This window comes from Blastococcus saxobsidens (assembly GCF_002938435.1).
Lineage (GTDB): Bacteria > Actinomycetota > Actinomycetes > Mycobacteriales > Geodermatophilaceae > Blastococcus > Blastococcus saxobsidens.
In genome coordinates this window covers 174,411-201,401 of sequence record NZ_POQT01000003.1, presented here as the reverse complement: position 1 = coordinate 201,401, position 26,991 = coordinate 174,411, and the positions used below count along the sequence as shown (strand labels likewise).

The 26,991-nt window shown below is 73.0% G+C and carries 23 protein-coding genes; 7 read left to right on the top strand and 16 right to left on the bottom strand.

Going from position 1 to position 26,991, the window contains the following annotated elements:
• Positions 1–20: 20 nt before the first annotated feature.
• A complete protein-coding gene (locus tag C5507_RS22090) occupies positions 21–1,049 on the bottom strand; it encodes a hypothetical protein (protein ID WP_158657494.1) in 1,029 nt (342 codons plus the stop codon).
• A 282-nt stretch (positions 1,050–1,331) separates the two neighbouring features.
• Between C5507_RS22090 and C5507_RS03240 the strand changes: the two genes are divergently transcribed.
• Positions 1,332–2,609 carry an alpha-hydroxy-acid oxidizing protein gene (locus tag C5507_RS03240; RefSeq protein WP_104527086.1) on the top strand — a complete coding sequence of 426 codons (1,278 nt, stop codon included), beginning with the start codon at positions 1,332–1,334 and terminating at the stop codon, positions 2,607–2,609.
• Between the two features lie 10 nt (positions 2,610–2,619).
• Here the strand turns inward: C5507_RS03240 and C5507_RS03235 are convergent, their stop codons facing one another.
• The 9 genes from C5507_RS03235 to C5507_RS03200 form a co-directional block, all read right to left on the bottom strand.
• Entirely contained in the window at positions 2,620–4,302 is a 1,683-nt protein-coding gene (locus tag C5507_RS03235) for a nitrilase-related carbon-nitrogen hydrolase (protein ID WP_104527085.1), read from the bottom strand.
• Between the two features lie 4 nt (positions 4,303–4,306).
• Positions 4,307–5,413 carry an alcohol dehydrogenase catalytic domain-containing protein gene (locus C5507_RS03230; RefSeq protein WP_104527084.1) on the bottom strand — a complete coding sequence of 369 codons (1,107 nt, stop codon included), beginning with the start codon at positions 5,411–5,413 and terminating at the stop codon, positions 4,307–4,309.
• Entirely contained in the window at positions 5,413–6,879 is a 1,467-nt protein-coding gene (locus C5507_RS03225) for a purine-cytosine permease family protein (RefSeq protein WP_104527083.1), read from the bottom strand. Before C5507_RS03225 ends, C5507_RS03230 begins: the two co-directional genes overlap by 1 nt.
• A complete protein-coding gene (locus C5507_RS22085) occupies positions 6,879–7,049 on the bottom strand; it encodes a hypothetical protein (protein WP_158657493.1) in 171 nt (56 codons plus the stop codon). The genes C5507_RS03225 and C5507_RS22085 overlap by 1 nt, the downstream gene beginning before the upstream one ends.
• 318 nt (positions 7,050–7,367) lie before the next feature.
• On the bottom strand, positions 7,368–8,450 hold the full coding sequence (locus C5507_RS03220; protein WP_207225900.1) for an isocitrate/isopropylmalate dehydrogenase family protein: 1,083 nt from the start codon (positions 8,448–8,450) through the stop codon (positions 7,368–7,370).
• A gap of 57 nt (positions 8,451–8,507) precedes the next feature.
• Positions 8,508–9,884: an MmgE/PrpD family protein gene (locus C5507_RS03215; protein ID WP_158657492.1), complete on the bottom strand. Its 1,377-nt coding sequence runs from the start codon at positions 9,882–9,884 to the stop codon at positions 8,508–8,510.
• Between the two features lie 50 nt (positions 9,885–9,934).
• On the bottom strand, positions 9,935–10,678 hold the full coding sequence (locus C5507_RS03210; RefSeq protein ID WP_104527081.1) for an SDR family NAD(P)-dependent oxidoreductase: 744 nt from the start codon (positions 10,676–10,678) through the stop codon (positions 9,935–9,937).
• Positions 10,675–12,366, bottom strand: coding sequence for a tripartite tricarboxylate transporter permease (locus C5507_RS03205; RefSeq protein WP_158657491.1), 1,692 nt, complete (start codon positions 12,364–12,366; stop codon positions 10,675–10,677). Before C5507_RS03205 ends, C5507_RS03210 begins: the two co-directional genes overlap by 4 nt.
• A gap of 1 nt (position 12,367) precedes the next feature.
• On the bottom strand, positions 12,368–12,847 hold the full coding sequence (locus tag C5507_RS03200) for a tripartite tricarboxylate transporter TctB family protein (RefSeq protein WP_158657490.1): 480 nt from the start codon (positions 12,845–12,847) through the stop codon (positions 12,368–12,370).
• Positions 12,848–13,053: 206 nt separating this feature from the next.
• On the opposite strand from C5507_RS03200, the gene C5507_RS03195 reads away from it, so the two are divergent.
• The 3 genes from C5507_RS03195 to C5507_RS03185 all read left to right on the top strand — a co-directional run bounded on the left by C5507_RS03195 (position 13,054) and on the right by C5507_RS03185 (position 15,928).
• Positions 13,054–13,974, top strand: a complete 921-nt coding sequence (locus C5507_RS03195) for an NAD(P)-dependent oxidoreductase (RefSeq protein WP_207225899.1) — start codon at positions 13,054–13,056, stop codon at positions 13,972–13,974.
• Positions 13,975–14,061: 87 nt separating this feature from the next.
• Positions 14,062–14,487: a carboxymuconolactone decarboxylase family protein gene (locus C5507_RS03190; protein ID WP_104527078.1), complete on the top strand. Its 426-nt coding sequence runs from the start codon at positions 14,062–14,064 to the stop codon at positions 14,485–14,487.
• Positions 14,488–14,533: 46 nt separating this feature from the next.
• Positions 14,534–15,928, top strand: a complete 1,395-nt coding sequence (locus C5507_RS03185) for an MmgE/PrpD family protein (protein WP_104527077.1) — start codon at positions 14,534–14,536, stop codon at positions 15,926–15,928.
• Positions 15,929–16,127: 199 nt separating this feature from the next.
• Here the strand turns inward: C5507_RS03185 and C5507_RS03180 are convergent, their stop codons facing one another.
• Positions 16,128–17,165, bottom strand: a complete 1,038-nt coding sequence (locus tag C5507_RS03180; RefSeq protein ID WP_104527076.1) for a tripartite tricarboxylate transporter substrate binding protein — start codon at positions 17,163–17,165, stop codon at positions 16,128–16,130.
• A 232-nt stretch (positions 17,166–17,397) separates the two neighbouring features.
• Here C5507_RS03180 and C5507_RS03175 point away from each other — a divergent pair, with 232 nt between their 5' ends.
• Positions 17,398–18,507: an AbrB family transcriptional regulator gene (locus C5507_RS03175; RefSeq protein ID WP_158657489.1), complete on the top strand. Its 1,110-nt coding sequence runs from the start codon at positions 17,398–17,400 to the stop codon at positions 18,505–18,507.
• A gap of 87 nt (positions 18,508–18,594) precedes the next feature.
• Here the strand turns inward: C5507_RS03175 and C5507_RS03170 are convergent, their stop codons facing one another.
• Complete coding sequence (locus tag C5507_RS03170) at positions 18,595–19,950, bottom strand: MmgE/PrpD family protein (RefSeq protein ID WP_104527074.1); 1,356 nt, start codon at positions 19,948–19,950, stop codon at positions 18,595–18,597.
• Positions 19,947–21,293, bottom strand: a complete 1,347-nt coding sequence (locus C5507_RS03165; protein ID WP_104527073.1) for an MmgE/PrpD family protein — start codon at positions 21,291–21,293, stop codon at positions 19,947–19,949. The genes C5507_RS03170 and C5507_RS03165 overlap by 4 nt, the downstream gene beginning before the upstream one ends.
• 189 nt (positions 21,294–21,482) lie before the next feature.
• On the opposite strand from C5507_RS03165, the gene C5507_RS03160 reads away from it, so the two are divergent.
• Both C5507_RS03160 and C5507_RS03155 read left to right on the top strand, forming a co-directional pair.
• Positions 21,483–22,169 carry a GntR family transcriptional regulator gene (locus C5507_RS03160; RefSeq protein ID WP_104527072.1) on the top strand — a complete coding sequence of 229 codons (687 nt, stop codon included), beginning with the start codon at positions 21,483–21,485 and terminating at the stop codon, positions 22,167–22,169.
• Between the two features lie 359 nt (positions 22,170–22,528).
• Positions 22,529–23,206, top strand: coding sequence for a hypothetical protein (locus tag C5507_RS03155; protein WP_104527071.1), 678 nt, complete (start codon positions 22,529–22,531; stop codon positions 23,204–23,206).
• Positions 23,207–23,333: 127 nt separating this feature from the next.
• On the opposite strand, the gene C5507_RS03150 is transcribed toward C5507_RS03155, so the two are convergent.
• The 3 genes from C5507_RS03150 to C5507_RS03140 are packed head-to-tail and all read right to left on the bottom strand — an operon-like array spanning position 23,334 to position 26,969.
• Positions 23,334–24,485, bottom strand: coding sequence for an acyl-CoA dehydrogenase family protein (locus tag C5507_RS03150; RefSeq protein ID WP_207225898.1), 1,152 nt, complete (start codon positions 24,483–24,485; stop codon positions 23,334–23,336).
• A 52-nt stretch (positions 24,486–24,537) separates the two neighbouring features.
• Entirely contained in the window at positions 24,538–25,719 is a 1,182-nt protein-coding gene (locus C5507_RS03145; RefSeq protein ID WP_104527070.1) for a CaiB/BaiF CoA transferase family protein, read from the bottom strand.
• On the bottom strand, positions 25,719–26,969 hold the full coding sequence (locus C5507_RS03140) for an MmgE/PrpD family protein (protein ID WP_104527069.1): 1,251 nt from the start codon (positions 26,967–26,969) through the stop codon (positions 25,719–25,721). Before C5507_RS03140 ends, C5507_RS03145 begins: the two co-directional genes overlap by 1 nt.
• Positions 26,970–26,991 lie beyond the last annotated feature (22 nt).

Sequence of the window (26,991 nt, the reverse complement as noted above, 5' to 3'; positions counted from 1 at the left end):
GGGGAACCGCGAAACCGCCGTCAGGAAGTGCGCGGCCCGGTGTGCCCGCGACGCTCGGCGTGCCGGCTCCCGGCGACCGAGACCAGCGCGGCCGCGGTGAGCACCAGCGCCGTCGCGGCCGCGACGAGGGAGGCCAGCGACACCGCTCCCCGCGGCGCCGGGTCCACCGCCTGCTCGGCGGCGGCGACCTGCAGACGCACCCCGGCGGACTGCGCCGAGTCCACCCCGACGAGGTCGAGGGTGGCCGGCCCGAGCGTCGCCTCCGGGGGGATGAGCACGTCGACGTGCACGTGGCCGTCGGTCCCCGCGGTGGCCGTGGCCAGGACCATGTCCGTGCCGTGCAGCAGGACCTCGACCCGCTCGCCGGGCAGGAAGCCGGCGCCGGTCAGCGAGACCGTGCCCCCGGGGACCACGGCCTGCCCGTCCCCGCGGCCCGGCCCGTCCACGGTCGGCACGGCGCCGGACGTGCGGGAGGGGGCGGTCCCGTTCGTCGTCCGCGACGGGGTGGCGCTCGTGGTGGCGGTGCCGGTGGTCGTGCTGCCGGCGGTCGTGCTCCCCGTGCTGCTCGGCGGCGTCGTGGCCGGGGGCCGCGGGCTCGTCCGGGAGGGGCTCGGGCTGCCGGGCTGCACGGTGGCCGAGGGAGCCGGGGGCGCCGGCGGCGGGGACGTCGCCGCCTCGCAGTCCTCCGTCGTCGGGCGGGTGAGCGTGTAGTCCTCGAGCTCGTCGACGTAGGTGGCGCCCGAGCCGTCGAGGGCGGTGAACTCCAGCCGCGGGTCGATCGTCTCGCCGGGGGCCACGTCACCCGTCCGGAGCACGGCGGAGGCGCCGGGAGCCAGGGTGACCTCGTCCTCACCCGCGGGCTGCCGGGTGGTCGACAGCCGCACGCTGTACGAGGAGGTGCCGGCGACCACCTCGACGACGATCCCGCCCGGGCGGCAGCTCGGTCCGTGGGTGACCCGGGAGTCCGGGCGGGTGGGGTCCCCGATCGCGGTGGCGGGGGCGGCCAGGGCCACGCTTCCCGCCAGCAGCACGGTGAGGAGGCCGGTCACGACACCGGCGGAGAGCGCGCCGCGGGCCGACCGCGCCGACGTGGTCCACGTCGGCCCGGCGTTCCGCTCGAAACTGCTCGTCAGCGCTGCCCCCCAACCGATGCACTGGAGTTTCAGATGATGACTGGTGTGACGCTTCGTTGCTAGCCCGTTACGCGCGTGTCGTGCGTGTCGCGCGGCGTGTTGCGAATTCGTCCCGGATCCGTCCGGTGGGAGTCATCAGCCGGCCATGATCCGGCCACCCGGCGGCCACGATGAGATCGCGATCACTACGGTGGCCGCGTGGACGGAGCGGGCGCGGGACGGCGGCGGCAGAACGAGGTGTACCGGGCGGGGGTGTTCGGCCGCTCCCCCTCGGTCCCGGTCGGCATCCGCCGGCTGCAGGAGCGGGCCGAGCGCGCCCTCGACGCCCGGGCGTACGCCTACGTGGCCGGTGGTGCCGGCGACGAGGTCACGCAGCGGGCCAACCGGGCGGCGTTCGACAAGTGGGCGGTCGTCCCGCGCGTGCTGCGCGACGCCAGCGCCCGCGACACCTCCGTCGAGCTGTTCGGCCGCCGGCTGCCCGCGCCGTTGCTGCTCGGGCCGGTGGGCGCGCTGGAACTGGTCCACCCCGAGGCCGACGTCGCGGTCGCCCGGGCCGCCGCGGCCACCGGCGTCCCCATGGTCTTCTCCAACCAGGGCTCGGCGTCGATGGAGGACTGCGCGGCCGTGATGGGCGACGCGCCCCGGTGGTTCCAGCTGTACTGGTCCACCTCCGACGAGCTGGTGGAGAGCCTGGTCCGCCGCGCGGAGGCCGCCGGCTGCGACGCCCTGGTGGTCACCCTCGACACGACCATGCTCGGCTGGCGCCCGCGCGACCTGGACCTGGGCCACCTGCCCTTCGCCCTGGGCAAGGGGATCGCCCAGTACACCTCCGACCCGGTGTTCCGCCGGCTCGTCGAGGAGCGGGCCGCGGCCCCGGGCCCGGAGCAGGCCCAGCCGCGCCCGACGCCCGCCGCGGTGAAGGCGCTGGTCTCGATGGCCCGGGCGTGGCCCGGCAGCTTCCGGGACAACCTGCGCTCGCCGCTGCCGCGGGCCGCCGTCGAGACGTTCCTGTCCATCTACTCGCGACCGTCGATCAGCTGGGACGACCTGGCCTGGCTGCGCTCGCGCACGCGGCTGCCGATCCTGCTCAAGGGCGTGCTGCACCCCGATGACGCCCGCCGCGCGCTCGACGAGGGCATGGACGGCCTCGTCGTCAGCACCCACGGCGGCCGGCAGGTGGATCGCTCGATCGCCGCGCTGGACGCGCTGCCGGAGGTGCTCGGCGCCGTCGCCGGGCGGGTACCGGTGCTGCTGGACAGTGGCATCCGCAGCGGCGCCGACGTGTTCACCGCGGTGGCGCTCGGGGCCACGGCGGTGCTGCTGGGCCGCCCGTTCGCCTGGGGCCTGGCGCTGGCCGGCGAGCAGGGCGTCCGCCAGGTCGTCGAGGACGTCGTCGGCGAGTTCGACCTGACGCTCGGGCTGACCGGGCACACCGCCGTCGACCAGCTGAGCCCGGACATCCTGCGCCGGGTGTGAGCCCGGCGGCTCAGGCCCTCGACGTCAGCAGCGCACCGGCCAGGAGGTCCGTCCGACGGCGCACCAGCTGCGGCTTGTCCTCGCAGGTCCGCCCGAGGTCGTCGGGAGCCCGGGTGGCGCAGCCCAGGACGGTCCAGCCCTCCGCCCGGGCGAGCACCTCGGCACGGGGCACGCGGACGTGATCGGGGGCGAAGACGCCTCCGGGGACACCGTGCCCGGGCCCTGCCGGCTCGGCGTTGGCGAGCGCGATCCAGACGTGCGAGTCGCCCGCGCGCAGCCGCGCCGGGTGGGCGAAGCAGGGGTCGGGCGCCTGCAGCTCTGCCCCGAGCGGCACCTCGGAGCCGGCGAAGGCCACCGGCCACGGCCAGTCGACGGCGGCGGGGACGGCGATCACGTCGGCGTCGTGCACGGCGAGCACGCGCGAGGGCTCGAAGGCCTCCAGCTCCTCGCCGGCGAGCAGGGCGAGGCGGCCCCACGGCCGCGGAACGGGCCGGTCGGACCCGGCGCCCGGGGTCGCCCAGGACGCGTGCCGGCCGAGGTGGGTGACCCGGTGACGCACCGGCTCCCCATCCGGCGCGACGGCGACGACGGTGTGGTGCAGCACTCCGCCGTCTCCGGCCTCCACCAGCGAGGTCACCACCTCGCACGCCCCGGCGGCGGCCAGTTCGCGCAGGCGCTGCAGCGCAGCGGGCCAGGCGACGGCGGCCGCCTCGGCGGCCGCGCGCCCCTGCGGTGCTCCGCCGCACAGGTGGAAGGCCGGGAGCACGGCCAGCCCGACGCCCTCGGGGATCACGGGCACCTTCCCGGGGACGGCCGACAGGACGGCCGTGACCACCCGGTCCTCCGTCGGGGCCGCGCCGAACAGGCTGTCGACGGAGCGCCGTGGCCACCGCCTGCTCAACGCCAGCGGCCGGTACTCGGCAGGACGGCGCCTGCCGAGCAGCTCCGTCCGGGCCCGCGCCGCGGCGTCGAGGTCCAGGGTCGCCACCACGTGGCCCGGTCCGGCGTCCCGGGAGGAGAGCACCCCGCCGCGGTGGTCCAGGACGGCGCTGCCGCCGCTGAACTGGACGCCCAGCTCGGCACCGGCCATGTCGGCCACCACCATGGGCAACGCGTTCTCCCAGGCGCGCAGCCGCCAGGTGGCGCTGGGGCCGGGCTCGTCGACCCAGGCGGTGGGCACCGCGGCCCAGTCGGCCCCGGCCAGGGCGGCGAAGCGGGCCATCTCCGGGTAGTCGAGGTCGGCGCAGATCATCGGGCTCACCCGCCCGGCGGGGGTGTTCCAGACCGGCGGCACGGCGTTGCCGTCGACGGCCCAGAAGGGGTCGGCCAGGAACGGGTGGATCTTGCGGTAGGCACCCTGCAGGCCCTCCGGGCCGACGAGCACGCAGCTGTTGTGCAGGGTGCCGAGGTCGGCGTCCACCTCGGGCAGCCCGGCGACGACCCAGACACCCGTGCGCCGGGCGAGCGCCGTGAGCCGCTGCACCGCCGGGCCGCCGAGGGGCTCGGCGAGGGCACGCACCTCGTCCTCGTCCGGCCAGCAGTAGCCGGTGACGGCCATCTCCGGGGCGACGACCACGACCGCCCCGTCGCGCGCCGCCGCGGCGGTGAGCTCCTCGATCGCCTCGAGGTTGGCCTCCTTGTCGCCGCGGCCGGCGACCAGCTGCAGGGCGGCGACGACGGGGTGGCGGTCCACGTCCTCAGTCGAACACGATGACGCTGCGGGTCCGCTCCCCGGCCCGCATCGCGTCGAACGCCTCGTTGACCTCGTCCAGCCGGACCCGGTCGGAGATCAGCCGGTCCAGGGGGAGCTTGCCCTCGAGGTAGAGCCGGGCCAGCCGGGGGAAGTCGATGCTGGGCACCGCTCCCCCGTAGTTGGATCCCACCAGCGTCTTGCCCGCCTCCGCGAGCTCGAGGACGTCGATGGCCGCCTTCTGCCCCTCGCCCGGCAGGCCGACGAGCACGCCCGTGCCCGCGGTGGCCAGCAGGCCGGGGACCTGCTCGATCGTCTCGGTGCGCCCGATGACCTCGAACGCGAAGTCCGCGCCACCGCCGGTGATCTCGTGCACCCGGGCCGCGACGTCGTCGCCGGCCGCCCGCACGGTGTGCGTGGCGCCGAAGGAGCGCGCGGCATCGAGCTTGGCCTCGCTGGTGTCGACGGCGATGATCGGACTGGCGCCGACGAGCGCCAGCCCCATGACCACGGCCAGGCCCACCCCGCCGCAGCCGAGCACCACGGCCGAGGCCCCGGCCGGCACCTGCGCGTTGTTGACCACCGCGCCGACCCCCGTCGTGATCGAGCAGCCGATCAGGCTGGCGACCTCGAAGGGCACCTCCTTCGGGATCGCGACGGCGGCCGACTCCGCGACGACGGTGTACTCGCTCATCGTGCCGACGGCGAGGTACGGGTAGAGCGTTCCGCCGTCCTCACCGGTCAGCCGGGTGGTGCCGTCGGGCAGGAGGCACTCCCCGGACCGGGTGCCGGTGCAGGCCCACGCCTTGCCCTGCGCGCAGGCCCGGCAGCGCCGGCACGGGTAGTACCAGGAGAGCACGACGTGGTCGCCGACCGCGACGTCCCGCACGCCGGGGCCGATCGCCTCGACGACGCCAGCCCCCTCGTGCCCCATGACGGTCGGCGACGGCAGGTGCCACTCGCCGTCCAGGACGTGCCGGTCGGACCCGCAGACACCGGAGGCACCGAGACGGACGAGCACCTCCCCGGGCCCCGGGTCGGCAACGGTGACCGGCCGGATCTCCAACCGGTCACCGGTGCCGTCGTGGACGGCGGCGCGTGCGGTCCGCGCCATCAGAGCACCCGGTCCTGCTGCGCCGTCCCGGCCGCCGGCTGCGCGCCGGGAGCGGCGTCGTAGCCCCCCTGGCCCGCCCGGCGGACGAGCAGCACCGTGAGGAGGACGTGCACGACGCCGGCCACCACCACCGCGGGCACCGATGCGGTCAGCAACGTGAAGGCCCCGCGGGTCTCGAGGGTGATCGGGTTGTAGAGCAGGATGAAGGTCAGCGCCCCCAGCCCGACCGACACCAGCGCGGCGACGTTGAACCCGCCGGTGAAGTGGTACGGGCTGGCGGACCCGCGGCCGTAGAGGCCGCGCAGGTCGATCCGCTGGTTGCGGAGCACGAAGTAGTCCGCGATGACCGTGCCGCAGATCGCGGCCAGGAAGGCGCCGGTCCACAGCACGAACAGCAGGAACTGGTCGTAGAGGAGACCCGGGAAGAACGCCAGGACGGCCGGCAGCACGAAGAAGCCGCCGCACAGCCACGGCCACGGCACCCCGGTGAGGAACCGGCCACCTGCCTGCCGCAGCGCCAGGCACGTCGAGTACACGATCGAGGCCAGGCTCGTCAGGTTCGCGAAGGCCACGAACAGCAGGGCCAGCACGCCGAGCCAGGCACCCCCGAGCGGCACCATCCACACCGTCGGGTCGGAGTCGGTGAGGGTGAGCGCGGCGGCCATGCCGACCACCTGCGCCAGGATGGTGGCGCCGAAGAGGCCGATGAAGGCCGGCCACATGGCCGCGCGTGGCGTCGTGGTCAGCCGGGCGAGGCTGCCCATGACCGGCCACCACGAGAAGCCGACGCCGAGGTTGAACTCCACGGCGATCGCGAAGTTGAGCGCGTCGTCCTCGAACGGCGCCAACGGCGCCGCGTCCATCAGCTCCGACCAGCTGGTCTCGGTGAAGAGCAGCACGATCATGCCGACCGTGAGGACCGCCAGCCCGGGGGCCACGATCCGGTTGAGGAACCGGATGGTCAGCGGGCCCTTGGCGAGGATGAACCACGCGGCGGCGATCGCGACCAGGGCGAAGGCGGTGACCGCCAGCCCGTTCGGGTCGATCGAGGTGCCCAGGCTCTCGTTGGAGACCTGGCTGACCGCCCGGCCGAACATCACGCTGAGCAGCGACGACCAGCCCATCTCGGTGAACAGGATGATCGTGAAGACGATCAGCGCCACGCCGCCGAAGCCGAAGACGCTGCGCAGGATCGTGTACTGCTCGACCCCGTAGCGCTGGCTGCTCACCACGCTGGCCAGCAGCATGATGACGACGCCGATCGCGTTCCCGATGAGCATGGCGAGCAGGCCCTCGGCGAAGCCCACCATCAGGGCCGTCGCCCCGCCGACCAGGAACGCCCAGGTGGCGATCGCCAGGCCGACGTTCACCCAGGTGAAGTCGGCGAAGTTCCAGACCCGCTCGTCGCGCGTGACCGGGAGCGACCCGAAGGTCGCCTCGCGGCTCACGTCCTCGTGCGCGGCCATCAGGCGATCCCCACGATCAGGCCGAGCACGATCGAGAGGACGACGATCGCGACGAGGGCGACCATGTCCGAGCGGGGGAATGCCGGCTGCGGCGCCTCCCGTTCCTCGACAGCGAGAACGGCCAGCCGCCGTTCGAGCTCGTCACGCACAGCGCGGTCGGTGTCGTCCATCGGTCCACCTCTTTCCTGAGGCCGCCGGGTGCACGGCGGATCGTCGCCGGAGGATAGGGGCGCGAGTCGCGACCGAGCCCTGCCGCATTGTCCATTGTGGCAGCAGGAACGCTCCACACCGGCACGATTGCCGCCGGTCCCCCATCGCCGCGAGGCGCCGGAGGGTCATCGGCACCCGTGGTTCCTGGAGTCACGATGCGCGCGAAATCCCGGTCGGTTCCCCACGCAGGGACGGCCGCTCACCGGGGTGTGGTCAGCTGCCCCCGGGCCGGGTGCTCCCTGCGCCCGGCCCGGGGGCCGCGTCGTCGTGCGCGAACGTCAGCCGGCGATCCCGGCGAGGATCCCGTCGATCATCTCCCGCTGGGTGCCGGTACCGCGGATGTCCGGGGTTCGGGTCGCCGGATCGGCGAGCGCGGCCTCGATGCCGGCGAGCATGTACTCCGACGCCGTCACGGCCTCGGGGATGTCGCGGCGTCGACCCAGCCACTCCAGGAGCATGCGGGTGGACTCGATCATCGCGTAGGGGTTGGCAATGCCCTTCCCGGCGATGTCCGGAGCGGAGCCGTGGGTGGCCTGGGCCATCGCGACGTCGCCACGGCCCACGCTGAGCCCCGGGGCCATGCCGAGCCCGCCGACGAGGCCGGCCGCCTCGTCGGTGAGGATGTCGCCGAACATGTTGGTGGTGACCACCGTGTCGAAGGACTGCGGGTCACGCAGCAGGCGCATGGCCATCGTGTCGACGATGACCTCGTCGACCTCCACGTCGGGGAACTTCTCCGCGGCCTTGTAGCACTCCTCGACGAACATGCCGCAGCCGAGCTTGAACACCGTGTTCTTGTGCACGATGGTCAGCTTCTTGCGCGGCCGGGACTGCGCGATGGCCAGCGCCGCCTCCGCCACCTTGCGGCTGCCCGTGCGGGAGATGACCCGGACGGAGATCGTGACCTCCTCGGTGGGCCGGAACTCGCCGCTGCCGGCGACCACGTTCCGGTCGGGCTGGAAGCCCTCGTTGTTCTCTCGCACGATCACCAGGTCGATGTCGTCGTAGAAGCAACCGATGTCGGGGAACGAGCGCGTGGGCCGGACGTTGCCGAACAGGTCGAAGCTCTTCCGCAGGATGGGGTGCGGGTTGATCGCCTCGGGGACCTTCGGGTACTCGCGGTGGCCGATGGGACCGAGGATCCAGCCGTCCAGGGTGCCGAGGGTCTCCAGCGTCCCCTCGGGCAGGGTGTGCCCGACCTGCTCCAGCGCGCGCCGCCCGATGGGCAGGTGCCGCCAGTCGATCCGCAGCCCCGCGCGCTCGGCGGCGGCCGAGGCGATCTCCACCGACGCCGGCACGATCTCGTGGCCGATGTCGTCGCCCTCGAGCACGCCGAGGGTCAAGTGCATGTCGTTCGTCAAGGGAACACCTTTGCTCATGGATGGGGCGCGTGTCGTCCACGCGCCGTGGTGGACGGATCAGGCGCCGGCCTGCGAGCCCATCAGGTCGACGATCTCCTTGACGTCCCCGAGGTCCTGGAGCGCCCAGAGCTTGCCCAGCAGGGCGGTCGAGGAGTCCTCCCCGATCACCGGGGCGATGAGGTCGAGCGCCTTGGCGTGCACTTCCTCACGGCTCATCGGGTCGTCCACCGTGCCGCGGACGGCCGGCACGTAGCGGTAGAACTCGCCGCCGTCGGACGTGCGCACCGTCACCTCGGCGGTGCGGACGCCGGCCTTCTCCGGGTCCGGCCGCAGCCGGGTCCTGGCCATCAGGCCGGCGACCTGGGGCGAGCGCATCCGCTCGTCGTCGTGCGCCATGGCGAAGCTGAACGCCTTGTCCAGCATCGTCCCGATGACCAGGTACTGGCAGTTGATGTCGGGCATGTCCCGGCCGTCGACGACCCGCGCCAGGTCGTGCGGCAACACGATCTCGATGTCCTCGACGGTGCCGGGGTCGAAGTCGTGCTCGCCGACGAGGTCCAGCATCGCCTGGACGGCGGCCTGCGCCGGCGACCCGACGGCGAACTTCTTGATGTTGGTCTGGACGACCTCGTACCGATCGCCCAGCCCGTCGACCAGGCGGTCGCGGCGCACGTCGTCGGAGAACGCATCGAGGAAGTTCGGCTGCTGGGCGAAGACGTCGTCGACACCGTCGCAGCCACTGGCGACCATGGCCGCGGCCCGGACGCCGTTGGACGCCGGCATGCCCCCGAAGACGAACGCCTTCTCGACGTGGTTGCCGTCGCGGACCCAGCTGGTCACCCCCGATCCGCTCTGGGCGGCGTAGGAGAGCGTGTGCCGCACACCACGCTCGTCGAGCCCGTAGAGGACCGCGGCCGCGGCGGCGGCACCGAAAAGGCCCACCAGCGCGTGGGTGCTGTGACCGCTGCGCTCGGTGTCCAGACGCGGGTGGCCCATCGCGAGCACCACCCGCGGCCCCACGTCGTAGCCGGCGATGACGGCGCGCAGGAACTCCTGCCCGGAGCTGCCCTGCTGCTCGGCCACGGCGAGCGCGGCGGGGACGACCGCGCAACCGGGGTGGCTGATCGAGGCGGCGTGGGAGTCGTCGGTCTCGTCGGCGTGTGCCGACATCCCGTTGGCGAGCGCCGCCGACACGACGTCGGTACGCAGCCCGCCGGCGCCGAGGACGGTGGCCACCGGCCGACCACCGATGTCCTGGACGTACTCGGCTCCGCGCACGCCGGGAGGCAGGCACGAGCCCGAGAGCGTGGCGGCAAGGGTGTCGATCACGTGCATGGCGGCCTTCTCGGCCACGGCGGGCGGGACCTCGGCGGTCCGGGCCGCGGCGACGAACTCCGCCAGCCGGGCTGTCTCCGGACTGATCTCTGAACGCACGGTTTCTCCTCGAGCAGTGCTGGGAGCGGGATGGGGCGGGGAGGCGGCGGTCACATGTAGACGCCGCCGTTGATGCCGTAGACCTGCCCGGTGATGAACCCGGCGGCGTCCGAGCAGAGGAACGCGCACAGGGCGCCGACCTCCTCGGGCTTCCCCTGGCGCTGCAGCGGGACGGCCGCGGCCATCTGCTTGTAGTGGGCGTCGGCGACGGCGTGGTCGCCGCGCGTGGCCGAGCGCTGGGTGTCGATGAGACCCGGCGAGACGGCGTTCACGGTGACGCCACGAGCGGCGGCCTCGTGGGCGGTGGCCTTGGTGAGGCCGATCAGGCCGCTCTTGGCGGCGACCACGGACGGTCGGTTCGCCGCCCCGCTCTGGCCGCTCACGCCGGCGATGTTGACGATCCGGCCCCACCCGCGGTCGCACATCCCACCCAGCAGGGCGCGCGTGGTGAGGAAGGCGCCGGTGAGCACCGTGTCCAGGACGGCCTGCCAGTCGGCCAGGTCGGTGTCCACGAGCGGTCCGTGGGCGCGGATCCCGGCGTTGTTGACCAGGATGTCGACCTGGGGCACCCGTCCCAGCAGGTCGTCGACCAGCGCGGCGACGCCCTGCTCGCTGGCGATGTCCCCGACGGCGGGCAGCACGGTGGCCCCGGTCGCGGACAGCCGCTCGACCGCCTCCCCGACGACGGCCTCGTCGCGGCCGTTGAGCGCGACGGTGATTCCCTGTGCCGCCAGGGCGGACGCGATCGCGTAGCCGATGTTCTTCGTGGCACCGGTCACCAGCGCAACGGTCATGGTGCATTCCTGTCGTCAGGGGCCTGCGACGGGGGCGATGCGCCGTCCGCCGGTCGTTCACCGGTCACGCCGTCGGGCCCGGGACGGCCCGCGGTCGTGCTCACGGTCGATACGCGCCGGTCCGCAGGTTCCTCCAGGAGCTGCGGACCGGCGGGTCCGGAGCCTTCGGCGCGGCGCCGGCGGCGCACCGCGTCCCGGCGCCCGGAGACCACCAGGTAGACCACCATCGCGGCCAGGAGGAACCAGAGCACGTTGACGACGGCGGAGTCGAAGAAGTAGCTCATCTGGTCGTTGCCGAGCGTCAGCCCGCGCAGCAGGTACTCCTCGGCCAGCGGACCGAGGATCAGGCCCAGGATGAGCGGGATCACGGGGTAGCCGTGCAGTCGCATGATGTAGGCGACGACGCCGAAGATCACGGTGAGCGCGACGTCGAAGAGCGACGACCGGCTGGCGAACGCGCCGGCGAGCGACACGAAGACCACGCCCGGGACCAGGAAGGAGATCGGCATCCGGCTGATCTGGGTCAGCGGCGCGGCCAGCAGGATCCCCAGCGGCAGGATCAGGAGGCTGGCGACGAGCAGGGCGAGCACGACCGCGTAGACCTCGGCGCTGTTGGTGACCAGCACCCGGGGCCCGGGCGCGATGCCCTGCAGGTAGAAGGCGGCCAGGACGACGGCCATCGTGGCGCTGCCCGGGATGCCGAGGGTCAGCGTCGGGACGAGCGTGGCGCTGGTGACCGCGTTGTCGCAGGCCTCCGAGGCGATGACGCCCTTGGGCTCGCCCTTGCCGAACTGCTCCGGTTCCTTGGACTGCCGCTTCGCCAGCCCGTAGGACACGAAGTTGGCGATCGAGGTGCCGACGCCGGGGATGACGCCCAGGAACATGCCGATGCTGCTCGCCCGGAGCACCGCGACGGGATGGGCGAGGGTCGTCTTGACACCGCGCAGCGCATCGCTGAGCTGCTGCCGGATGCCGCCGAGGCCGACGATCTTCCCGCCCGGCTTCGTCGGGTCCTTCGACCCGGCGAGCAGGAGCATCTCGCTGATCGCGAAGGCGCCGATGAGCGCCGGGAGGAACGGGATGCCCTCGTAGAGGTCGAGGATGTCGAAGGTGAAGCGGTTCTGCGCGGTCAGCGGGCTGGCACCGACGGTGGCCAGGAGCAGCCCCAGCACGCCGGCCAGGATCCCCTTGCGCACGTTCGAGCCCATGATCGAGGAGGCGACGACGAAGCCCAGCAGGATGACCACGAACATCTCGCGGGCGCCGAACTTCAGCGCCAGCCCGCCCAGCGGCTCGAGGACCAGCAGCACGACGATCCCGCTGATCACGCCACCGAGGACCGAGGCCATGCGCGCGATGCCGATCGCGTAGCCGCCCTCACCGCGCTTGGCCATCGGGTAGCCGTCGAGGGCCGTCACGGCCGACCCGGTCTCACCCGGCACGTTCACCAGGATGGCCGGCACCGCGCCGCCGAAGGCAGCACCGGCGTAGATGCTCACGATCAGCACCAGCGAGGACTCCAGCGGCAGGCCGATGGAGAACGGCAGCAGAAGCGCTGCGGTGTTCGAGGTGCTCAGGCCGGGGAGGACACCCACCACGAACCCGAGGGTCACCCCGAGGAGGAGCCACGCGAGAGGACCGGCCTGGAAGAGCAGGTCCAGCCCGGCGCTGATTTCGTCGAACGGCACGTCAGCTCCAGGGGGCAGGCGGGAAGGGGACGCCGAGCGCCTCCACGAACAACAGGTAGGCGCCCACGACGAGGCCGCCCGTGTAGGTGGCGACCTTCCACCAGGTGCGGACACCCAGCACGATCAGGCCACCGCCGACGAGCAGGGTGGCGGGGATGAAGAAGCCCAGCCAGGACATCAGGTAGATCGCCAGGAAGGTGACGGCGGTCAGCGCCAGCACGCGCTTCCAGGCGACGCCCGCGCCCCGACTGCCCTCGAAGTCCTCGGCGCCCTCTTCGTGCAGCGGCGCGGCCGGGGCACCGTGCTCCTCGCCGGGCACGGCCATGGGGCCGGCCCCGTCGTGCTCGTCGCGGCGGGCCATCACGTAGTCGCTGCGCATCGAGATGAGCGCCAGCACGATGATGATCCCGGCGAGCACCCGTGGATAAGTGCCCTCGCGGCCGGTGATCTCCCCCGACACCGCGAGGATCCCGCCTGCCACGACGAGAGCGAACAACGGTACCGACACCAGCCAGAGCCGTCTGCCGATTCCGGGCCGCACGTCACCGGTCGACCGGGACGAAGTAGTCATCGAGCCTCCCTCATGGATCATGTACCGTACATCAGGTAGGTGCGATCTGGAACACAGATGCTCGAGGCACGCGCAACGCGTCGCATTCGGCGTCCGCAGCAGGCAGGAGAGTCCGGGTGGACCACGGTCACGAGCACGATGTCCTGTTCCTCGGCCTGGGCGCCATGGGTTCGCCCATGGCGACGCTGCTGGCCGGCGCGGGCCACTCCCTCGCGGTGCACGACGTCGACCCGGAGCGCACCGTCTCCCTCGCCCGGACGATCGAGGCCACGGCCGTCGCAGCCGCCGGCCTCCGGGACGCCGCGGCGTCGGCCGGCACGGTCGTCCTGATGCTGCCCGACAGCCCCGCGGTCGAGAGCGTGCTCGACGGGCCGGACGGGCTGCTCGCGGTGATGGCGAGGGGCAGCACGGTCGTGGACATGGGCTCGTCGCGCCCCGCGAGCACGGTCACCCTCGCCGCCGGCGCCCGCAGCCGCGGCATCGCGCTCGTCGACGCCCCGGTGTCCGGCGGCGTGGCACGGGCACGGACCGGCGAGCTGGCGATCATGGCCGGCGGGGAACCTGCCGACGTCGACCGCGTGCACGCCCTGCTCTCCGCCCTCGGCGAGCCGGTGCACGTCGGCCCCGCCGGGGCGGGCCACGCGATGAAGGCGCTGAACAACCTGCTCTCGGCCGTCGGCCTGGCCGCCGCCTCCGAGGTCCTCGCGATCGGGTCGAACTTCGGACTGGACCCCGCCGTCATGCTCGACGTTCTCAACGGGTCGACGGGCCGCAACCACGCCACCGAGGTCAAGATGGCGCGCTTCGTGCTCTCCGGCACCTTCGACTCCGGGTTCGCCATGCGCCTGATGGTCAAGGACCTGCGCACCGCCCTGGACCTGGCCCACGACACCGGCACGCCCTCGCCGCTGTCGGCCGGCTGCCTCGAGCAGTGGATCGCTGCGGCGCAGGACCGGGAGGCCGGGGCCGACCACACCGAGATCGCCGCCTACGTGGCGGCGCGCGCGGGCGTGCGACCGGGCCCGAGGGGCGACTGAGGCGGCGGCCCGGACCGCCGCGAGGAGGCACACCCACAGCCGACGGGCCCGCGCCCGCGGCGCCCGCGATCACCGAGGAGCCCAGCCATGGCCACACCCGAGCAGCAGCAGCAGTACGTCGACGACATGGTCCGCTCGCGGGGATACGTGCTCGACTACCACAAGGTGATGGCCAAGCACGACTTCGAGGTGCTGACCGCCGCCAACGGTCTGGTCAAGGCCGCCTACCTCGAACAGCGCACCCTGGACCGCACCGTCAAGGAGCTGATCTTCATCGTCAGCCTGACGGTCATGCGGGCTTCCAAGGAGCACATCCAGAGCCACATCCGGGTCGCGCTCGACCTGGGTCTCAGCCCCCAGGAAATACTCGAGGCGATCGAGATCTCCCTCCCGGAGGCCGGTGTCGTGGCGTTCCAGGTCGGCTTCGACGCCTGGCGGGAGGTCGTCGGCGCCGAGGGCATCGAGCCGACCGTCCCGGTGGCCGGCACGGCCCGCGACGACCAGGGCAACTGATCCCCCCAGCCAACCCGATCCGACCCGACCCAACCCAAGGAGAACCATGGCCCCGGAACCAGCGACCACCCAGGACCCGGACACGATGGACGAGCGGGTATCCGCGGCGACCCGGGAGCTGGCGACCTTCGTCTCCCGGACGCGGACCGAGGACCTGCCCGCCGATGTGCTGCACGAGAGCAAGCGGTGCCTGCTGGACTTCTTCGGCACGGCGATCGGCGCCGTCCACGAGGAGGCACCGACGATCGTCGCGCGGACGATGCAGGCCATGGGGGGTCAGCCGCAGGCGGCGGTCCTCGGCACCACGGCCCGCCTGCGGGCCACGGACGCGGCCCTGGTGAACGGCATCTCGGCGCACGTCTTCGACTTCGACGACACGCACATCCCGACGATCCTGCACCCGACCACCCCGCTGTACGCCAGCGGCCTGGCGCTCGCGGAGTGGCGCGGAGGCACCGGCGCCGACCTGCTCGCCGCGCACGCCCTCGGCTACGAGCTGAGCGCCCGGGTGAGCGTCGCCCTGTACCCCGAGCACTACGACATCGGCTGGCACATGACCGGCACCACCGGCACCCTGGGCGCGGCCACCGCCAGCGCCCGACTGCTGGGCCTGTCCCCCGCGCTCATGCCGCACGCCCTCGGACTGGCGGCCACGCAGGCCGCCGGGCACCGCGAGCAGTTCGGCGCGATGACGAAGTCCTTCCACGCCGGCCACGCGGCCGAGGCGGGGCTGCTGTCGGCGCTGCTGGCCGAGGGCGGCTACGTGGCCGCCCCCGACTCGCTGGAGGGCCGCCGCGGCATGTTCTCGGTGATGTCCACGAGGTCCACCCCGGAGGACCTGACGTCCGGGCTGGGCGACCGGTGGGAGATCTTCCGCAACGGCATCAAGCCCTACGCCTGCGGCGTCGTGACGCACCCGCCGATCGACTCGGTGCGCAGCCTCGGCAGCGAGCACGGCGTCCGGCCCGAGGACGTCGAGTCGATCGAACTGCAGGTGCACCCGCTGGTCGCCGAGCTGACCGGGAAGACGAACCCGCTGACGGCCCTCGAGGGCAAGTTCAGCGTCCAGTTCGCCTGCTCGATCGCCCTGATCGAGGGCACCGCCCGCGAGCGGCAGTTCACCGACGCCAACGTGGTGCGGCCGGACGTCCGCAGCCTGATGTCCCGCATCTCGGTCGTCCCCTCCGACCAGGTGCCGCACGAGGCCGCGATCGCCACGGCCCGCCTGACCGACGGCCGGGAGCTGACGATCCGCGTCGACGCGGCCACCGGCACCCCGGGCAACCGCATCTCCGACGAGGAGCTCCAGGAGAAGTTCCACGACCTCGTCGACGGGATCCTGGGGCGCGAGCGGGCCGAGCTGCTCGCCACCCGCGTGTGGCAGGTGGACCGGGCGACGTCCGTCGCCGACCTGATCGCGGCGGCCACCCCCGCCGGCTGACCCGCCGACCTCCGCACGACAGGACGGGCCCCCCGGCGGCAGCGCCACCGGGGGGCCCGTTCCGTGCGGGGTGCTCGCCGGGCGTCCGAACCGGCGGGCCACGCCCGTACAGCAGCGGACTCCCCGCTCACGGATGAGCGGGGAGTCCAGTGCTGTACGGGTCCGAGCCGCCGAGCGGCTCAGTGCCGAGCTGATGCGATCAGTTCGCGACCTCGAAGGCGTCCGGGTCCTCCTCCAGGATGCCGCTGATCTCGTCGGCGCTCTCCTGGGCGAGGTCGCCGTACTCCTCCGGGCTCAGGTAGAAGAGCTTGTCGGCCTCGCCGAGCTTCTCGAGCGTCGACACGAACTCCGGGTTCTCCATGGCGGTCTGCACGCCGTCCACGAGGGCCTGGTAGGCCTCGGGGTTCTCCTCCTCGCAGGAGGCCGGGGCGAACATGCCGTAGTTGGAGGCGTCCGAGGGGACCTCCATGCCCAGCGCCTCGCTGGTGGTCGGCGCGTCGTCGGTGACGTCCGGCCACTGGTTCTCGGGCTGGTTGACGGCCAGCACCCGGGTGCCGTCGTCGATCGCGAGGCTGTTGAAGACACCGGCCTCGGTCACGTCGACCTCGCCGGCGACGAGCGCCGTACGGGCAGGGCCACCGCCGTCGTAGGGGACGACGTTGAAGTCTGCGCCGGTGAGCTCCTGCAGCTGCTTGACCGCGACGAAGTTGCTGGTGGTCAGGTCGCTGACGCTGAGCCGGATCTCGTTCGGACGGGCCTTGGCGTCGTCGATCAGGTCCTGCATCGTCTCCCAGGGCGCGTCGTCGCGGACGCGGTACATGCCCGGCTCGATGCTGACGCCGGCCAGGGGCGCGAGGTCGTCGATCGTGTAGTCGACGTTCTGCGTCAGGTAGGAGAACGTCACGTGCGGGACGGCGTGGAACAGGATCGTCTTGCAGTCCCCGCCGGCGTTGATGGCAGCCTGGGTACCGATGGCGTAGCCACCACCCTCGAGGTTCTCGACGACGATCGTGGCGTCGAGGGCCTCTTCCAGGTATGGCTGCAGCTGGCGGGCCGTGGTGTCGAAGCCACCGCCGGCCGACGTGGGGACGATGAACCTGATCCGCTCGCCGGCGAGCGGGGCCTCGGCGTCGCCGCCCCCACCGCCGGAACTCGCCGCGTTGCCACAGGCAACCGCCGCGAACATCGGGACGAGCAGGATGCTCAACCGGCGGGCGCGTGTGGAGCGTGTCGTCATGCTGCCTCCAGGGTCTGGGCGGTTCGATATCGTGCATGAAGTACGTGATACGACTGTGTGGTCCAGTTCACCAGAAGTCAACCTCCATCGTTAGGAGTGACGTGTCCGTTACCTGGCACACCACAGGTTTGGCACTGAGTGACCTTACGATTACAGTGCGCGATTATTCTGCGGCGTGGCGCCGAGGAGCTCGCGGCCCCGGAGCACAAGGCGCCCGGGCCTCGGTCCTCGCGTGAGGAAGACGTCCGCGGGCGGGCGGTCCCGGAGCTTCTGGCTCCTCCCCGCCGAACTGCTGCTGACCACCGTCCTCAGCACCGGGCTGTACCTGTTGGTGCGGCAGGAGTTCGTCTGGGTCCTCGGCGGGCTCGCGGCCGGCTGGATCGTCAGCGCGTTCTTCCGGAAGGCGGCGCTCGCCCACGCTCCCAACGCCGCCACGCGCAAGACCGGCCAGGTGCTGGTCGGGGTGAGCCTGGGCCCGGTCCTGGCCGCCCAGTCGATGGGCGAGGAGCTCGCCTACCTGGCCCTGCTGCTCGGCGCGGTGCTCATCGCGTTCATCGGCGCCGTGGTCGTCGCCCGCGCCTACGCCCGCTGGGGCGGCGTGGACCTGCTGACCGCCGGCCTGGCGACACTGCCCGGCGGCATCGGCATCATGGCGTCGGTCGCCGCGGACCGCGGCAGGTCGCCCACGCTGGTGGCGCTGGTGCAGGGCGCCCGCGTCGCGGTGGTCGTCTCGATCGTCCCGGTCATCCTGCTCATCGGCGGCGCTCCCACGGTCGAGCCCGGTGACGTGCCGAGCCTGCTGCCCACCGACGGCGCGGGCTACGGCAGCTGGATCCTGCTGCTCGGCGGCGCGTTCGTCGCCTCCGCGATCGCGACCCGCCTGCACGTGCCGGTCGCCTCGCTGCTGGGCCCGATGGTGTTCGGCCTGGTCGCCGCGCTGGCCTACCGCGCGCTGGTGAGCGGCGCCGACCCCCTCGAGGTGCCCTACCTGCACTCGATCGTCGGTCAGGCGCTGCTCGGCATCACCGTCGGCGAGTACCTCGCCCAGGACGCCCGGGTGAAGCGTCGGGCGGCGCTGGGCGGGCTGGCCGGCGTGGGCGGGACGATGGTCCTCTCGCTGCTCGTCGCCGTGGCGCTGGCCCTGCTCACCCCGTGGTCGTTCCTCACCTGCGTGCTGATGACCGCGCCGGGCGGGGCGCCGGAGATGATCGTGCTCGCCGCCGCCAGCCCGAGCGATCTGCACCTGGTGGTCATCGCGCAGATGTCCCGCCAGATCGCGGTGAACATCCTCATGCCGCTGTGGCTGCGCATCTTCCGGGCACCACCACCGGCCCTGGCCTGAGGCCGGACTCAGGTTTCCGACGACGGACCGGCCCGTGTCCGGTGGGACCCGGGCCGATCGGTCGGTCGGTCGTCGGCAGCCCGTCGCTCAGGCCGGGCGGGACGCCTCGAGCAGCGGCGCCACCGACGGCAGGTCGGCCAGCCCGAAGGCGGCCTCCCACAGCGCTCCGGTCCGCTCCCCCAGCACCGGGCGGACGACGAGCTCGAACTTCGCCCGGAGCTGCTCGTCGCTCATGGGGCGCTCCACGCTCCCGGTGGCGTGGTCGACCACCTCGTTCAGGGTGGTCCCGTCCTGGAGCACGACCTCGACCCGGCAGGCGTCCTTGGGCATGTCCTGATCGGTCACCGCGCGGACCTTGCGCCGCAGCGCCACGACCTCGGCGTCGGTCGCCCGCTCGTCGCTGTACTGCGCTGGGCCCGCAGCGCCGTCCAGCAGCCCGACGGCGAAGCAGTGGTAGACCGAGAACTTGCTCTGCAGCCCGTCCTGTGGCTCCTCCACCCCCATCACCTGCAGCACCACCGGCCGGACGACGACCTCCACCGAGGCAATCTGCGCCGGGTCGACGCCCTGCTCGCGCAGCGCGACGCCGGCGTCGATGACGGGGTGGCTGACGATGCCGCAGGCGTAGGGCTTGAACGCGTTGTCCTCCAGCTCCCACACCGACCCCAGGTCGCGCAGCATCTCCTCGAGCTCCACCTCCGGCGCCATGAGGGCCGCGAGTCCCCGCCGGCCCTCGATCGGCTCGTCGGGACCGGTGAAGCCCGCCGCGGCCAGCAGCGCCGCCTCCACGCCGTCGGCCGCCGCCTTGCCCGGATGCAGTGACTTCGTCATCGTGCCCAGCTGCTGGGTGTGACCGGCGGCCTGCGTGGCGGCCAGCGCGAGTGCGTGGTGCATGGCCTCGGGGTCCAGCCCCAGCAACCGCCCGGCAGCCACCGCGGCGCCCAGGTGCCCCATCGTGCCGGTGACGTGCCAGCCCAGGTCGAAGTGCCCTGGGCAGATGCCGTTGCCCACCCGGGAGGACACCTCCACACCAGCGGCGACCGCGGTCAGGACCTCGGCCCCCGATGCCCCGGTGGACTCGGCGACCGACAGCGCCGCGGCGACCACCGGCGCGCCCGGGTGGAGCACCGTCCGCAGGTGGGTGTCGTCGAAGTCCTCGACGTGCATGGCGATCCCGTTGACCAGCGGTGCCCAGGTGATCCCGAACCGCTCGGCGCGCCCCAGGACCGAGCAGTCGCCGGCGGCACCCAGGTCGCCCAGCGCGCCCATCGCCGTGACCACGGCGGGGTGGTCGGCGGCACCCACGCCGAGGCCGACGACGTTGGCGAGGGTGCGCCGGGCGGCGCTGCGGGCGCCATCGGGCAGGTCCTGCCAGCGCAGGGTGCTGGCCCACCCTGCCAGCACCCTGCTCGGCGCGGTAGTGGTCGTACCAGTGGTGGTCATGTCGTCTCCGGGGTGAGGGCAGGGATCAGGAACGCCGTGTCGGACCGCTCGGGCAGGGACCGGACGGCGGCGACGACATCGGCGCCCCGGCCCGGCAGGGTCCGTTCCACCAGGACGGCGACCTTGTCGTCGAGCTCGGCGTCGGTGAGCGGCCTGGCCAGGCTGCCGCGCGCGTGCTCCACGTGCTCCACCAGCTGCCCGTCCGCCGTCTCGACCTCCACCACCGCCTCGTCCCGGGCGACGGCGTCGTCCGGGACCAGGGTGACCAGGCCGCGCAGGGCCGTGACGTCCTCGGCCACCACCCGCCCGTCCTCGTACTGCGCGAGGCCGGCGCGCCCGTCGGCCAAGGCCACCGCGACACCGTGCACGGTGCTGAAGCGGGCCTCGAGACCGGTGCGCGGGTCCGGGTTGCCGGTCAGCTCGACCACCAGCGGGTGGCACCGCACGCGCACCGCGACCGGAGCGGTGCCGGCGAGCCGCGCGGAGAGGCGTTCCGCCGCCTCGATCGCAGGGTGGCTGACGATCCCGCACGGATAGGGCTTGTAGGTGTTGTCCAGCAGGTCCCAGGTCGATCCCAGGCCGGCGGTCACGCGGTCGAGGTCGACCGAGGGCGCCATGCCGCGGAAGTAGCCGCGCGGGCCCTCCAGGGCCGCCGGCGCCCCGGTCGAGCCACGGCCGGCCAGCGCTGCGGCCAGCAGGCCGTTCGCCGCCGCCTTGCCGGGGTGGAACGGCTTGACCATGGTCCCGAAGCCCTGCCGGTGCCCCAGGCTGGTGCTCGACGCGATCGCGATCGCGTGCGTGAGCTGCTGGTCGTCGAGGCCGCGCAGCAGCCCGGCGGTGACGGCGGCACCCAGCGGCCCGACCGTCCCGGTGACGTGCCAGCCCTGGTCGTAGTGGGAGGGCGTCATCGCCAGCGCGACCCGCAACTGGGCCTCGATGCCCAGGGCGAGCGCGTCGAGCAGTCGCAGCGGTGCGACCTCGCCCTGCGCCACGAACGGCAGCGCGGCGGCGAGCACGGCCGCACCCGGGTGGACGACCGTGGCCAGGTGGGTGTCGTCGAAGTCGTCGAGGTGGGCGGCGAAGCCCGTGACCAGCGCGGCCTGGGAGGCCTCCAGGGTCTCCCGCCGCCCTGGGACCGGGCAGGAGCCCGCGGCTCCGTGCGCCTGGGCGTGCCGGACCAGCAGGTCGACCTCGGGGGTTCCGGCGGCGCCCACGCTGGTGCCGACGACGTTCAGCAGCGACCGGACCGTCTCGCGGCGGACGTCGTCGGGCAGTCCGGTCCGGGCGGCGGCCCCCAGCCCGGCGGCCAGCCCGGCGGTGGGCCCGGCGACCGTCGCGGTCATCGCCGGACCCCGGTCGCGGCCGGCGCGCGGAGACCCCCGGAGCTTCTTCTCGAGGTCTCACCAGTTCGCATGGAAATCACGGATTCTCCTGTCCATCGAGCGCTTCCAGTAGGATATATTTCTCTTCCGGTCGGCCATTTCTCGGAAGTCCGTCTCGCCGACTGCCACCCCGGAGAGAGACGAGTGCCCATGACGACCCCCTTCTCCTCCGCTCGGCAGCGGCCCGAGCGCCGGCCGTTGAGCGAGGAGGTCGCGGCTCACGTCCGGTCGCTGATCATGTCGGGGCAGCTCGAGGCCGGTGAGTTCGTCCGGCTGGACCGGATCGCCGAGGAGCTCGACGTGAGTGCCACGCCGGTTCGCGAGGGACTGCAGGCGCTGCGCGGCGAGGGCTTCCTGACCTTCGAGCCGCGGCGCGGGTTCATGGTGGCCCCGCTGTCGCCCGACGACGTGCACGACCTGTTCCTCGTGCAGGCGGAGATCGCCGGCGAGCTGGCCGCCCGGGCGGCCGCGGCGACGAACCCGGAGTGGATCGCCACGCTGCGCGCCCACCAGGCGAAGCTCAGCGACGCCATGGCCACCGGCCGTCCCGAGGACGTCGTGGCGCACAACCGGCAGGTGCACCGGCTGATCAACCTGCACGCGAACGCGCCCAAGCTGGCCTGGATGCTCAGCGTCGCCGTCCGGTACGTGCCCGAGCCGTTCTTCCTCACCATCGAGGGGTGGAGCCAGGCCTCGCTGCACGACCACGACGACGTGCTGAACGCGCTCGAGGCCGGCGACTCGGAGAAGGCACGCGAGGCGATGCGCCTGCACATCGTGCACGCCGGTGACCTGCTGGCCGAGCACCTCCGCGCCCAGGCGGCCACCGGTCAGTGACCCCGGCAGCGGGACCGCGCTGAGCTCCTCGGCGACGACGGTGGCGGGCGTGCCGGTCACCGGCCCCCCTCCCCAGCTCGGTCCACCTCTGGTGCCGCGGGTGGATCGAGGACGACGACCGCTGGACGTGCGCAGGATCGGCGCCCCGGCCCGGTGACCGGGAGGCCGACCGGGGCGTGCCGCGCTACCGTCGGACGCCCGGCTGGAATCCACCGCCGGACACGTCGAGGGAGCAGGGTGCGCAGATGCGCGAACTGGTGCTGTTCTGGAGGCCCGGCTAGGCCCACTGCGCGGCGGCGAAGCAGTTCCTGCAGAGCCCCGCGGTCGAGGAGTTCCTCGGCAGCCAGGGCACGGATCTCGTGCTGCTCAACGCGATCGACGGCGGTGCCGGCCAGCAACGCCACGAGGCGGTCGGCAAGCCGATCATCCCGTCGGTCCTCGTCGACGGCGATCCCGTGCCGATCATCCATCCGGTTCAACTGCGCGGCATCCTCGGGATGCCTGACGAGAGCGGGTCGGCCGCCGAGCCATGGTTGCCGATGGCCTGGGACATCGCGGCCGTCCTGGACGACTGGGTGCGCCTCGTCGGGCACTACGAGTGGGATCAGCTGCTCGAGCCGACGCTGTCCCGGGGACGCGACTCCCGCAACCTGACCGTCAACGTCTGCCGGCCCATCGACCTGCTGCCCGCGGCCTACCGGGAGCACTTCTTCGCCTGGTACACCGGCGAAGCCGATCTCCAGGTCGAGGCTTACCTGCACACCACGGAGCAGGTCAGGACGTACGTGGAACGGGCTTCGCGCACCTGGCAGGCGTTCCTCCTGGAGGTCAGCGAGCTCCCCGAGGTCGACGACCCGTTCGTCGTCTCGAACCGCGGCGACACCGCCTTCTCGGAACTGGTGCGACTGCAGCGGTTCCATGCGGCCTTCCACCACCGGCAGATCTGCGACTTCCTCGACAATGCGGGAGTGCCGGTCGCCCGGTTGCTGGACGTGACCGCCTTCACCGGGATCGGTCTCCCGGAGGAGCTGTACTGATCACCGGATGAGCGGCGGGCGTGCGGCCATGGACCCACGAGGGCACCTGGCCGGCGCTCCGCCGCGCCCGGGCGGCCGTCCCGGGCCGACCGGTGCGGCCCTGGGCGTGCGTGCTCCACCCGCGGGCTCACAGGCCGCCCCGCTTGACCAGCTGCGCGGCGATGACGTTGCGCTGGATCTCGTTGGTGCCCTCGCCGACGATCATCAGCGGCGCATCGCGGAAGTACCGCTCGACGTCGAACTCGGTGGAGTAGCCGTAGCCGCCGTGCACCCGGATGGCGTCGAGGGTGACCTGGGCCGCGATCTCGGAGGCGAACAGCTTGGCCATCCCCGCCTCCATGTCGGTGCGCTGCCCGCCGTCGTAGCGGCGCGCGGCGTGGTAGATCAGCTGCTGGGCGGCAGCGACCTTGGTGGCCATGTCGGCGAGCAGGTTGCCGACCGACTGGTGCTGCCAGATGGGCTTGCCGAAGGACTCGCGCTCCTGGGCGTACCTGAGCGCGTCGGCCAGTGCCGCACTGGCCACGCCACTGGCCCGGGCCGCCACCTGGATCCGGCCGACCTCGAGCCCCTTCATCATCTGCGGGAAGCCCTGGCCCTCGACCCCGCCCAGGAGCGAGGACTGCGGCGTCCGGTAGCCGTCGAAGGACAGCTCGCAGCTCTCCACGCCCTTGTAGCCGAGCTTGGGCAGGTCGCGGGAGACCTCGAAGCCGGGGCCCTTCTCGGCCAGCAGGATGCTCATGCCGCGGTGCGGCGGCGAGGCCTGGGGGTCGGTCCGGCACAGCAGGGCCACGACCTGGGAGCGGCGGGCGTTGGTGATCCACGTCTTGGATCCGGTCACGACGTAGTCATCGCCGTCCTTGACCGCCGTGGTGCGCATCGCCTGCAGGTCCGACCCGCCGCCGGGCTCGGTGAGCGCCATCGTCGCGCGGATCTCGCCGGTGGCCATGCGCGGCAGGTAGCGCTCCTTCTGCTCCTCCGTGCCGTAGGCCAGCAGCAGCTTGGCCACCACGGTGTGACCGCCCATGGCTCCGGCCAGGCTCATCCAGCCGCGCGCGAGCTCCTCGGTGACCCGCGCGTAGCAGACGGTCGAGACACCGACCTCGCCGTAGGGCTCGGGGATGGCCAGCCCGAAGATGCCCAGCTGCTTCATCTGCTCGATGAGCTTCTCGGGGTACTCGTTGGCGTGCTCGAGGTCCCGGACGGCGGGGCGGACGTCGCGGTCGACGAACTCCCGCACCGTGTCGACGATGGCCTGTTCTTCCTCGTTCAGCTCGGTCATGAGGAGCTCCTCTCGTAGGGCACTGGTCGAGCACTGGAGGCGACGAGGGACCTCATACGGCACGCACCCGGCGGAGGCGCTCCACGCCGTCGGCGTCGAAGCCCAGCTCGGCCAGGAGCTGGTCGGTGTGCTCGCCGACGGCGGGCACCGGGTCCATCCGCGGCTCCACGCCACTCACCGTCGCGGGCGGCACGAGCGCCTGGACGGGGCCACCGGGGGTCCCGACGGTGCGCCAGCGGCCGCGGCCCGACAGCACCGGGTGGTCGAGCATGCCCTGGACGTCGTTGACCCGGGCGTGGGCGACGTCGGCGTCCTGCAGCAGCGAGACCGCCTGCGCCTCGTCCAGCCGCCCGAGCCGCGCGGTGATGAGCGCGTTGAGCTCCTCGCGGTTGGCCACGCGGGCCGAGTTGCGGACGAACCGCTCGTCGGTGGCCAGCGCGGGGTCCCCGAGCACCTGCTCGCACAGCGACTTCCACTCGCGCTCGTTCTGGACGGCGAGCAGGACGACGGCCCCGTCGCCGACGGTGAAGGGGCCGTAGGGCGCGATCGTGGCGTGCTCCATACCGACCCGGGCCGGGGACCGGCCGGACCCGGCGGTGTAGTACGCGGGGGAGCCCATCCACTCGGCGAGGGACTCGAAGAGGGAGACCTCGACGACGGAGCCCTCCCCGGTGATCCCCCGCTGCAGCAAGGCGGTGAGGACACCGCTGTAGGCGTACATGCCCCCTGCGATGTCGGCCACGGAGATGCCCACCTTCGCCGGCTGCTCCGGCGTGCCGGTCAGGGACACCAGCCCGGCCTCGCACTGGATGAGCAGGTCGTAGGCCTTGTGACCCGACCACGGCCCGGTGCTGCCGTAGCCGGAGACGTCGCAGACGATGAGCCGGGGGAACTTCGCCCGCAGCTGCTGCGCGCCCAGTCCCAGCCGCGCCGCGGCACCGGGAGCGAGGTTCTGGACGAACACGTCGGCGGTCTCGAGCAGGCGCTCGACGACGGCGACCCCGTCCGGGGACTTGAGATCGCAGGTCAGCGATTCCTTGGAGCGGTTGAGCCACACGAAGTAGCTGGACTGCCCCTGGATCGACTCGTCGTACCCGCGGGCGAAGTCACCGGCCCCGGGCCGCTCCACCTTGATCACCCGGGCGCCCAGGTCGGCCAGCTGCCGGGTGGCGAAGGGGGCCGCAACCGCCTGCTCGATGCTGACCACGGTGATGCCGTCGAGGGGGCGCACCATCAGGAGGCCTCGGTCGAGGCCGCGGACGCCGACACGGGCGCGTGGCTCATCGGTGCCCGGTCCACGGTCGTGCGCAGGAAGTCGGCCGCGTCGGCCCACGTCACCTGCTGGACGGCGTCGGCCGCGGGTCCCGCGCAGTCCCGCACCTTCGCCGCCATCTCCTCGGGCGACGGCGGACGGCCGGGCGAACCGGGCGGCAGGTCCAGGCCGGTGGTCCGCGTGCTGCCGTCCCGCAGCACCAGCTCGACGTCGAGCGTGCCGGTCAGGAGCCAGTCGCCGCCCTCGGTCAGCTCGATGTCGACCTTCTCGACCAGGTCCCGGACCTCCGGCCGGCGGACGGCGTCGTCGGTGAAGCTGGCGAAGCCGGGGTAGCGGTCCAGGAGGGCCGCGACCACCGAGTACTCGAGGCTGAACTTGCCCTCCAGGCCGGTACCGGGCCGGGAGTGGATGAGCGGCTGGACGGTGCCGGCCGGCGTGCGCAACCGGATGCGGTCGACGTCGCCGGGCTGCACGCCGCCGTCGAGCAGGTCCCGGACGGCGCTGATCGGCCGCTGCAGGGCGTAGCAGCACGGGTAGACCTTGATGGCGAGGCCACCCGGAACGGCCGGCCCGGACAGGTCGGCACGGGCGGGGTCCCCCCCGACCAGCGCCAGCCACTGGTCGAGGGCGGTCAGGTCGGCGGTCGCGCCGGCGGCGGCCAGCCGCGCGGCACGGAGGCCGGCCTCCGCCGCGAAACCGACCTGCAGGGACTTCGCGGAGGTGCCGAAGGCCCGCTGGACGCCGCCGGCGCCGGGCACGGCCAGGGCGATCGCACGCGCGATGCCGTCGGCGTCCAGGCCGAGGGAGACGGCCGCGCCGACGGCCGCGGCCGGGGCTCCGGCGGTGCAGGTCGCGTGCCAGCCGCTGGAGTAGTGCGGCCAGCCCAGTGCCGTGCCGAGCCGAGCCATGACACCGGCGGCCGCGAGGTAGGCCCGAGCGCCACCACCCGCGGCCAGCACCGTGGGGACGGTGACCACGCTGATGTGCGTGGTCGACTCCATGTGCAGGTCGTCGAAGTCGAGGACGTGGCCGAGGGTCGCCCAGCGCGCCGCCTCGGGCAGGTCGGCGGCGACCTGGCGGATGGGGTCGTCGGTCGCCGCGACGGTGACCGCGAGGGTGTCGAGCAGGGAGCGGTCGGCGAGCTCGAGGTCCTGGTCCGTGGGGGCCAGGCCGGCGGCCCACTGCGCCAGCTGTGCGGCGAGGGTGGTCACGCGGTCTCCATTCACACGGTGG

Excerpts from the sequence above, each read along its gene's own strand:
- C5507_RS03230 (WP_104527084.1), bottom strand. The coding sequence starts at position 5,413 with ATGGCGCGGACCGCACGCGCCGCCGTCCACGACGGCACCGGTGACCGG.
- C5507_RS03225 (WP_104527083.1), bottom strand. The coding sequence starts at position 6,879 with ATGGCCGCGCACGAGGACGTGAGCCGCGAGGCGACCTTCGGGTCGCTC.
- C5507_RS22085 (WP_158657493.1), bottom strand. The coding sequence starts at position 7,049 with ATGGACGACACCGACCGCGCTGTGCGTGACGAGCTCGAACGGCGGCTG.
- C5507_RS03210 (WP_104527081.1), bottom strand. The coding sequence starts at position 10,678 with ATGACCGTTGCGCTGGTGACCGGTGCCACGAAGAACATCGGCTACGCG.
- C5507_RS03190 (WP_104527078.1), top strand. The coding sequence starts at position 14,062 with ATGGCCACACCCGAGCAGCAGCAGCAGTACGTCGACGACATGGTCCGC.
- C5507_RS03185 (WP_104527077.1), top strand. The coding sequence starts at position 14,534 with ATGGCCCCGGAACCAGCGACCACCCAGGACCCGGACACGATGGACGAG.
- C5507_RS03180 (WP_104527076.1), bottom strand. The coding sequence starts at position 17,165 with ATGACGACACGCTCCACACGCGCCCGCCGGTTGAGCATCCTGCTCGTC.
- C5507_RS03170 (WP_104527074.1), bottom strand. The coding sequence starts at position 19,950 with ATGACCACCACTGGTACGACCACTACCGCGCCGAGCAGGGTGCTGGCA.
- C5507_RS03165 (WP_104527073.1), bottom strand. The coding sequence starts at position 21,293 with ATGACCGCGACGGTCGCCGGGCCCACCGCCGGGCTGGCCGCCGGGCTG.
- C5507_RS03160 (WP_104527072.1), top strand. The coding sequence starts at position 21,483 with ATGACGACCCCCTTCTCCTCCGCTCGGCAGCGGCCCGAGCGCCGGCCG.
- C5507_RS03150 (WP_207225898.1), bottom strand. The coding sequence starts at position 24,485 with ATGACCGAGCTGAACGAGGAAGAACAGGCCATCGTCGACACGGTGCGG.
- C5507_RS03145 (WP_104527070.1), bottom strand. The coding sequence starts at position 25,719 with ATGGTGCGCCCCCTCGACGGCATCACCGTGGTCAGCATCGAGCAGGCG.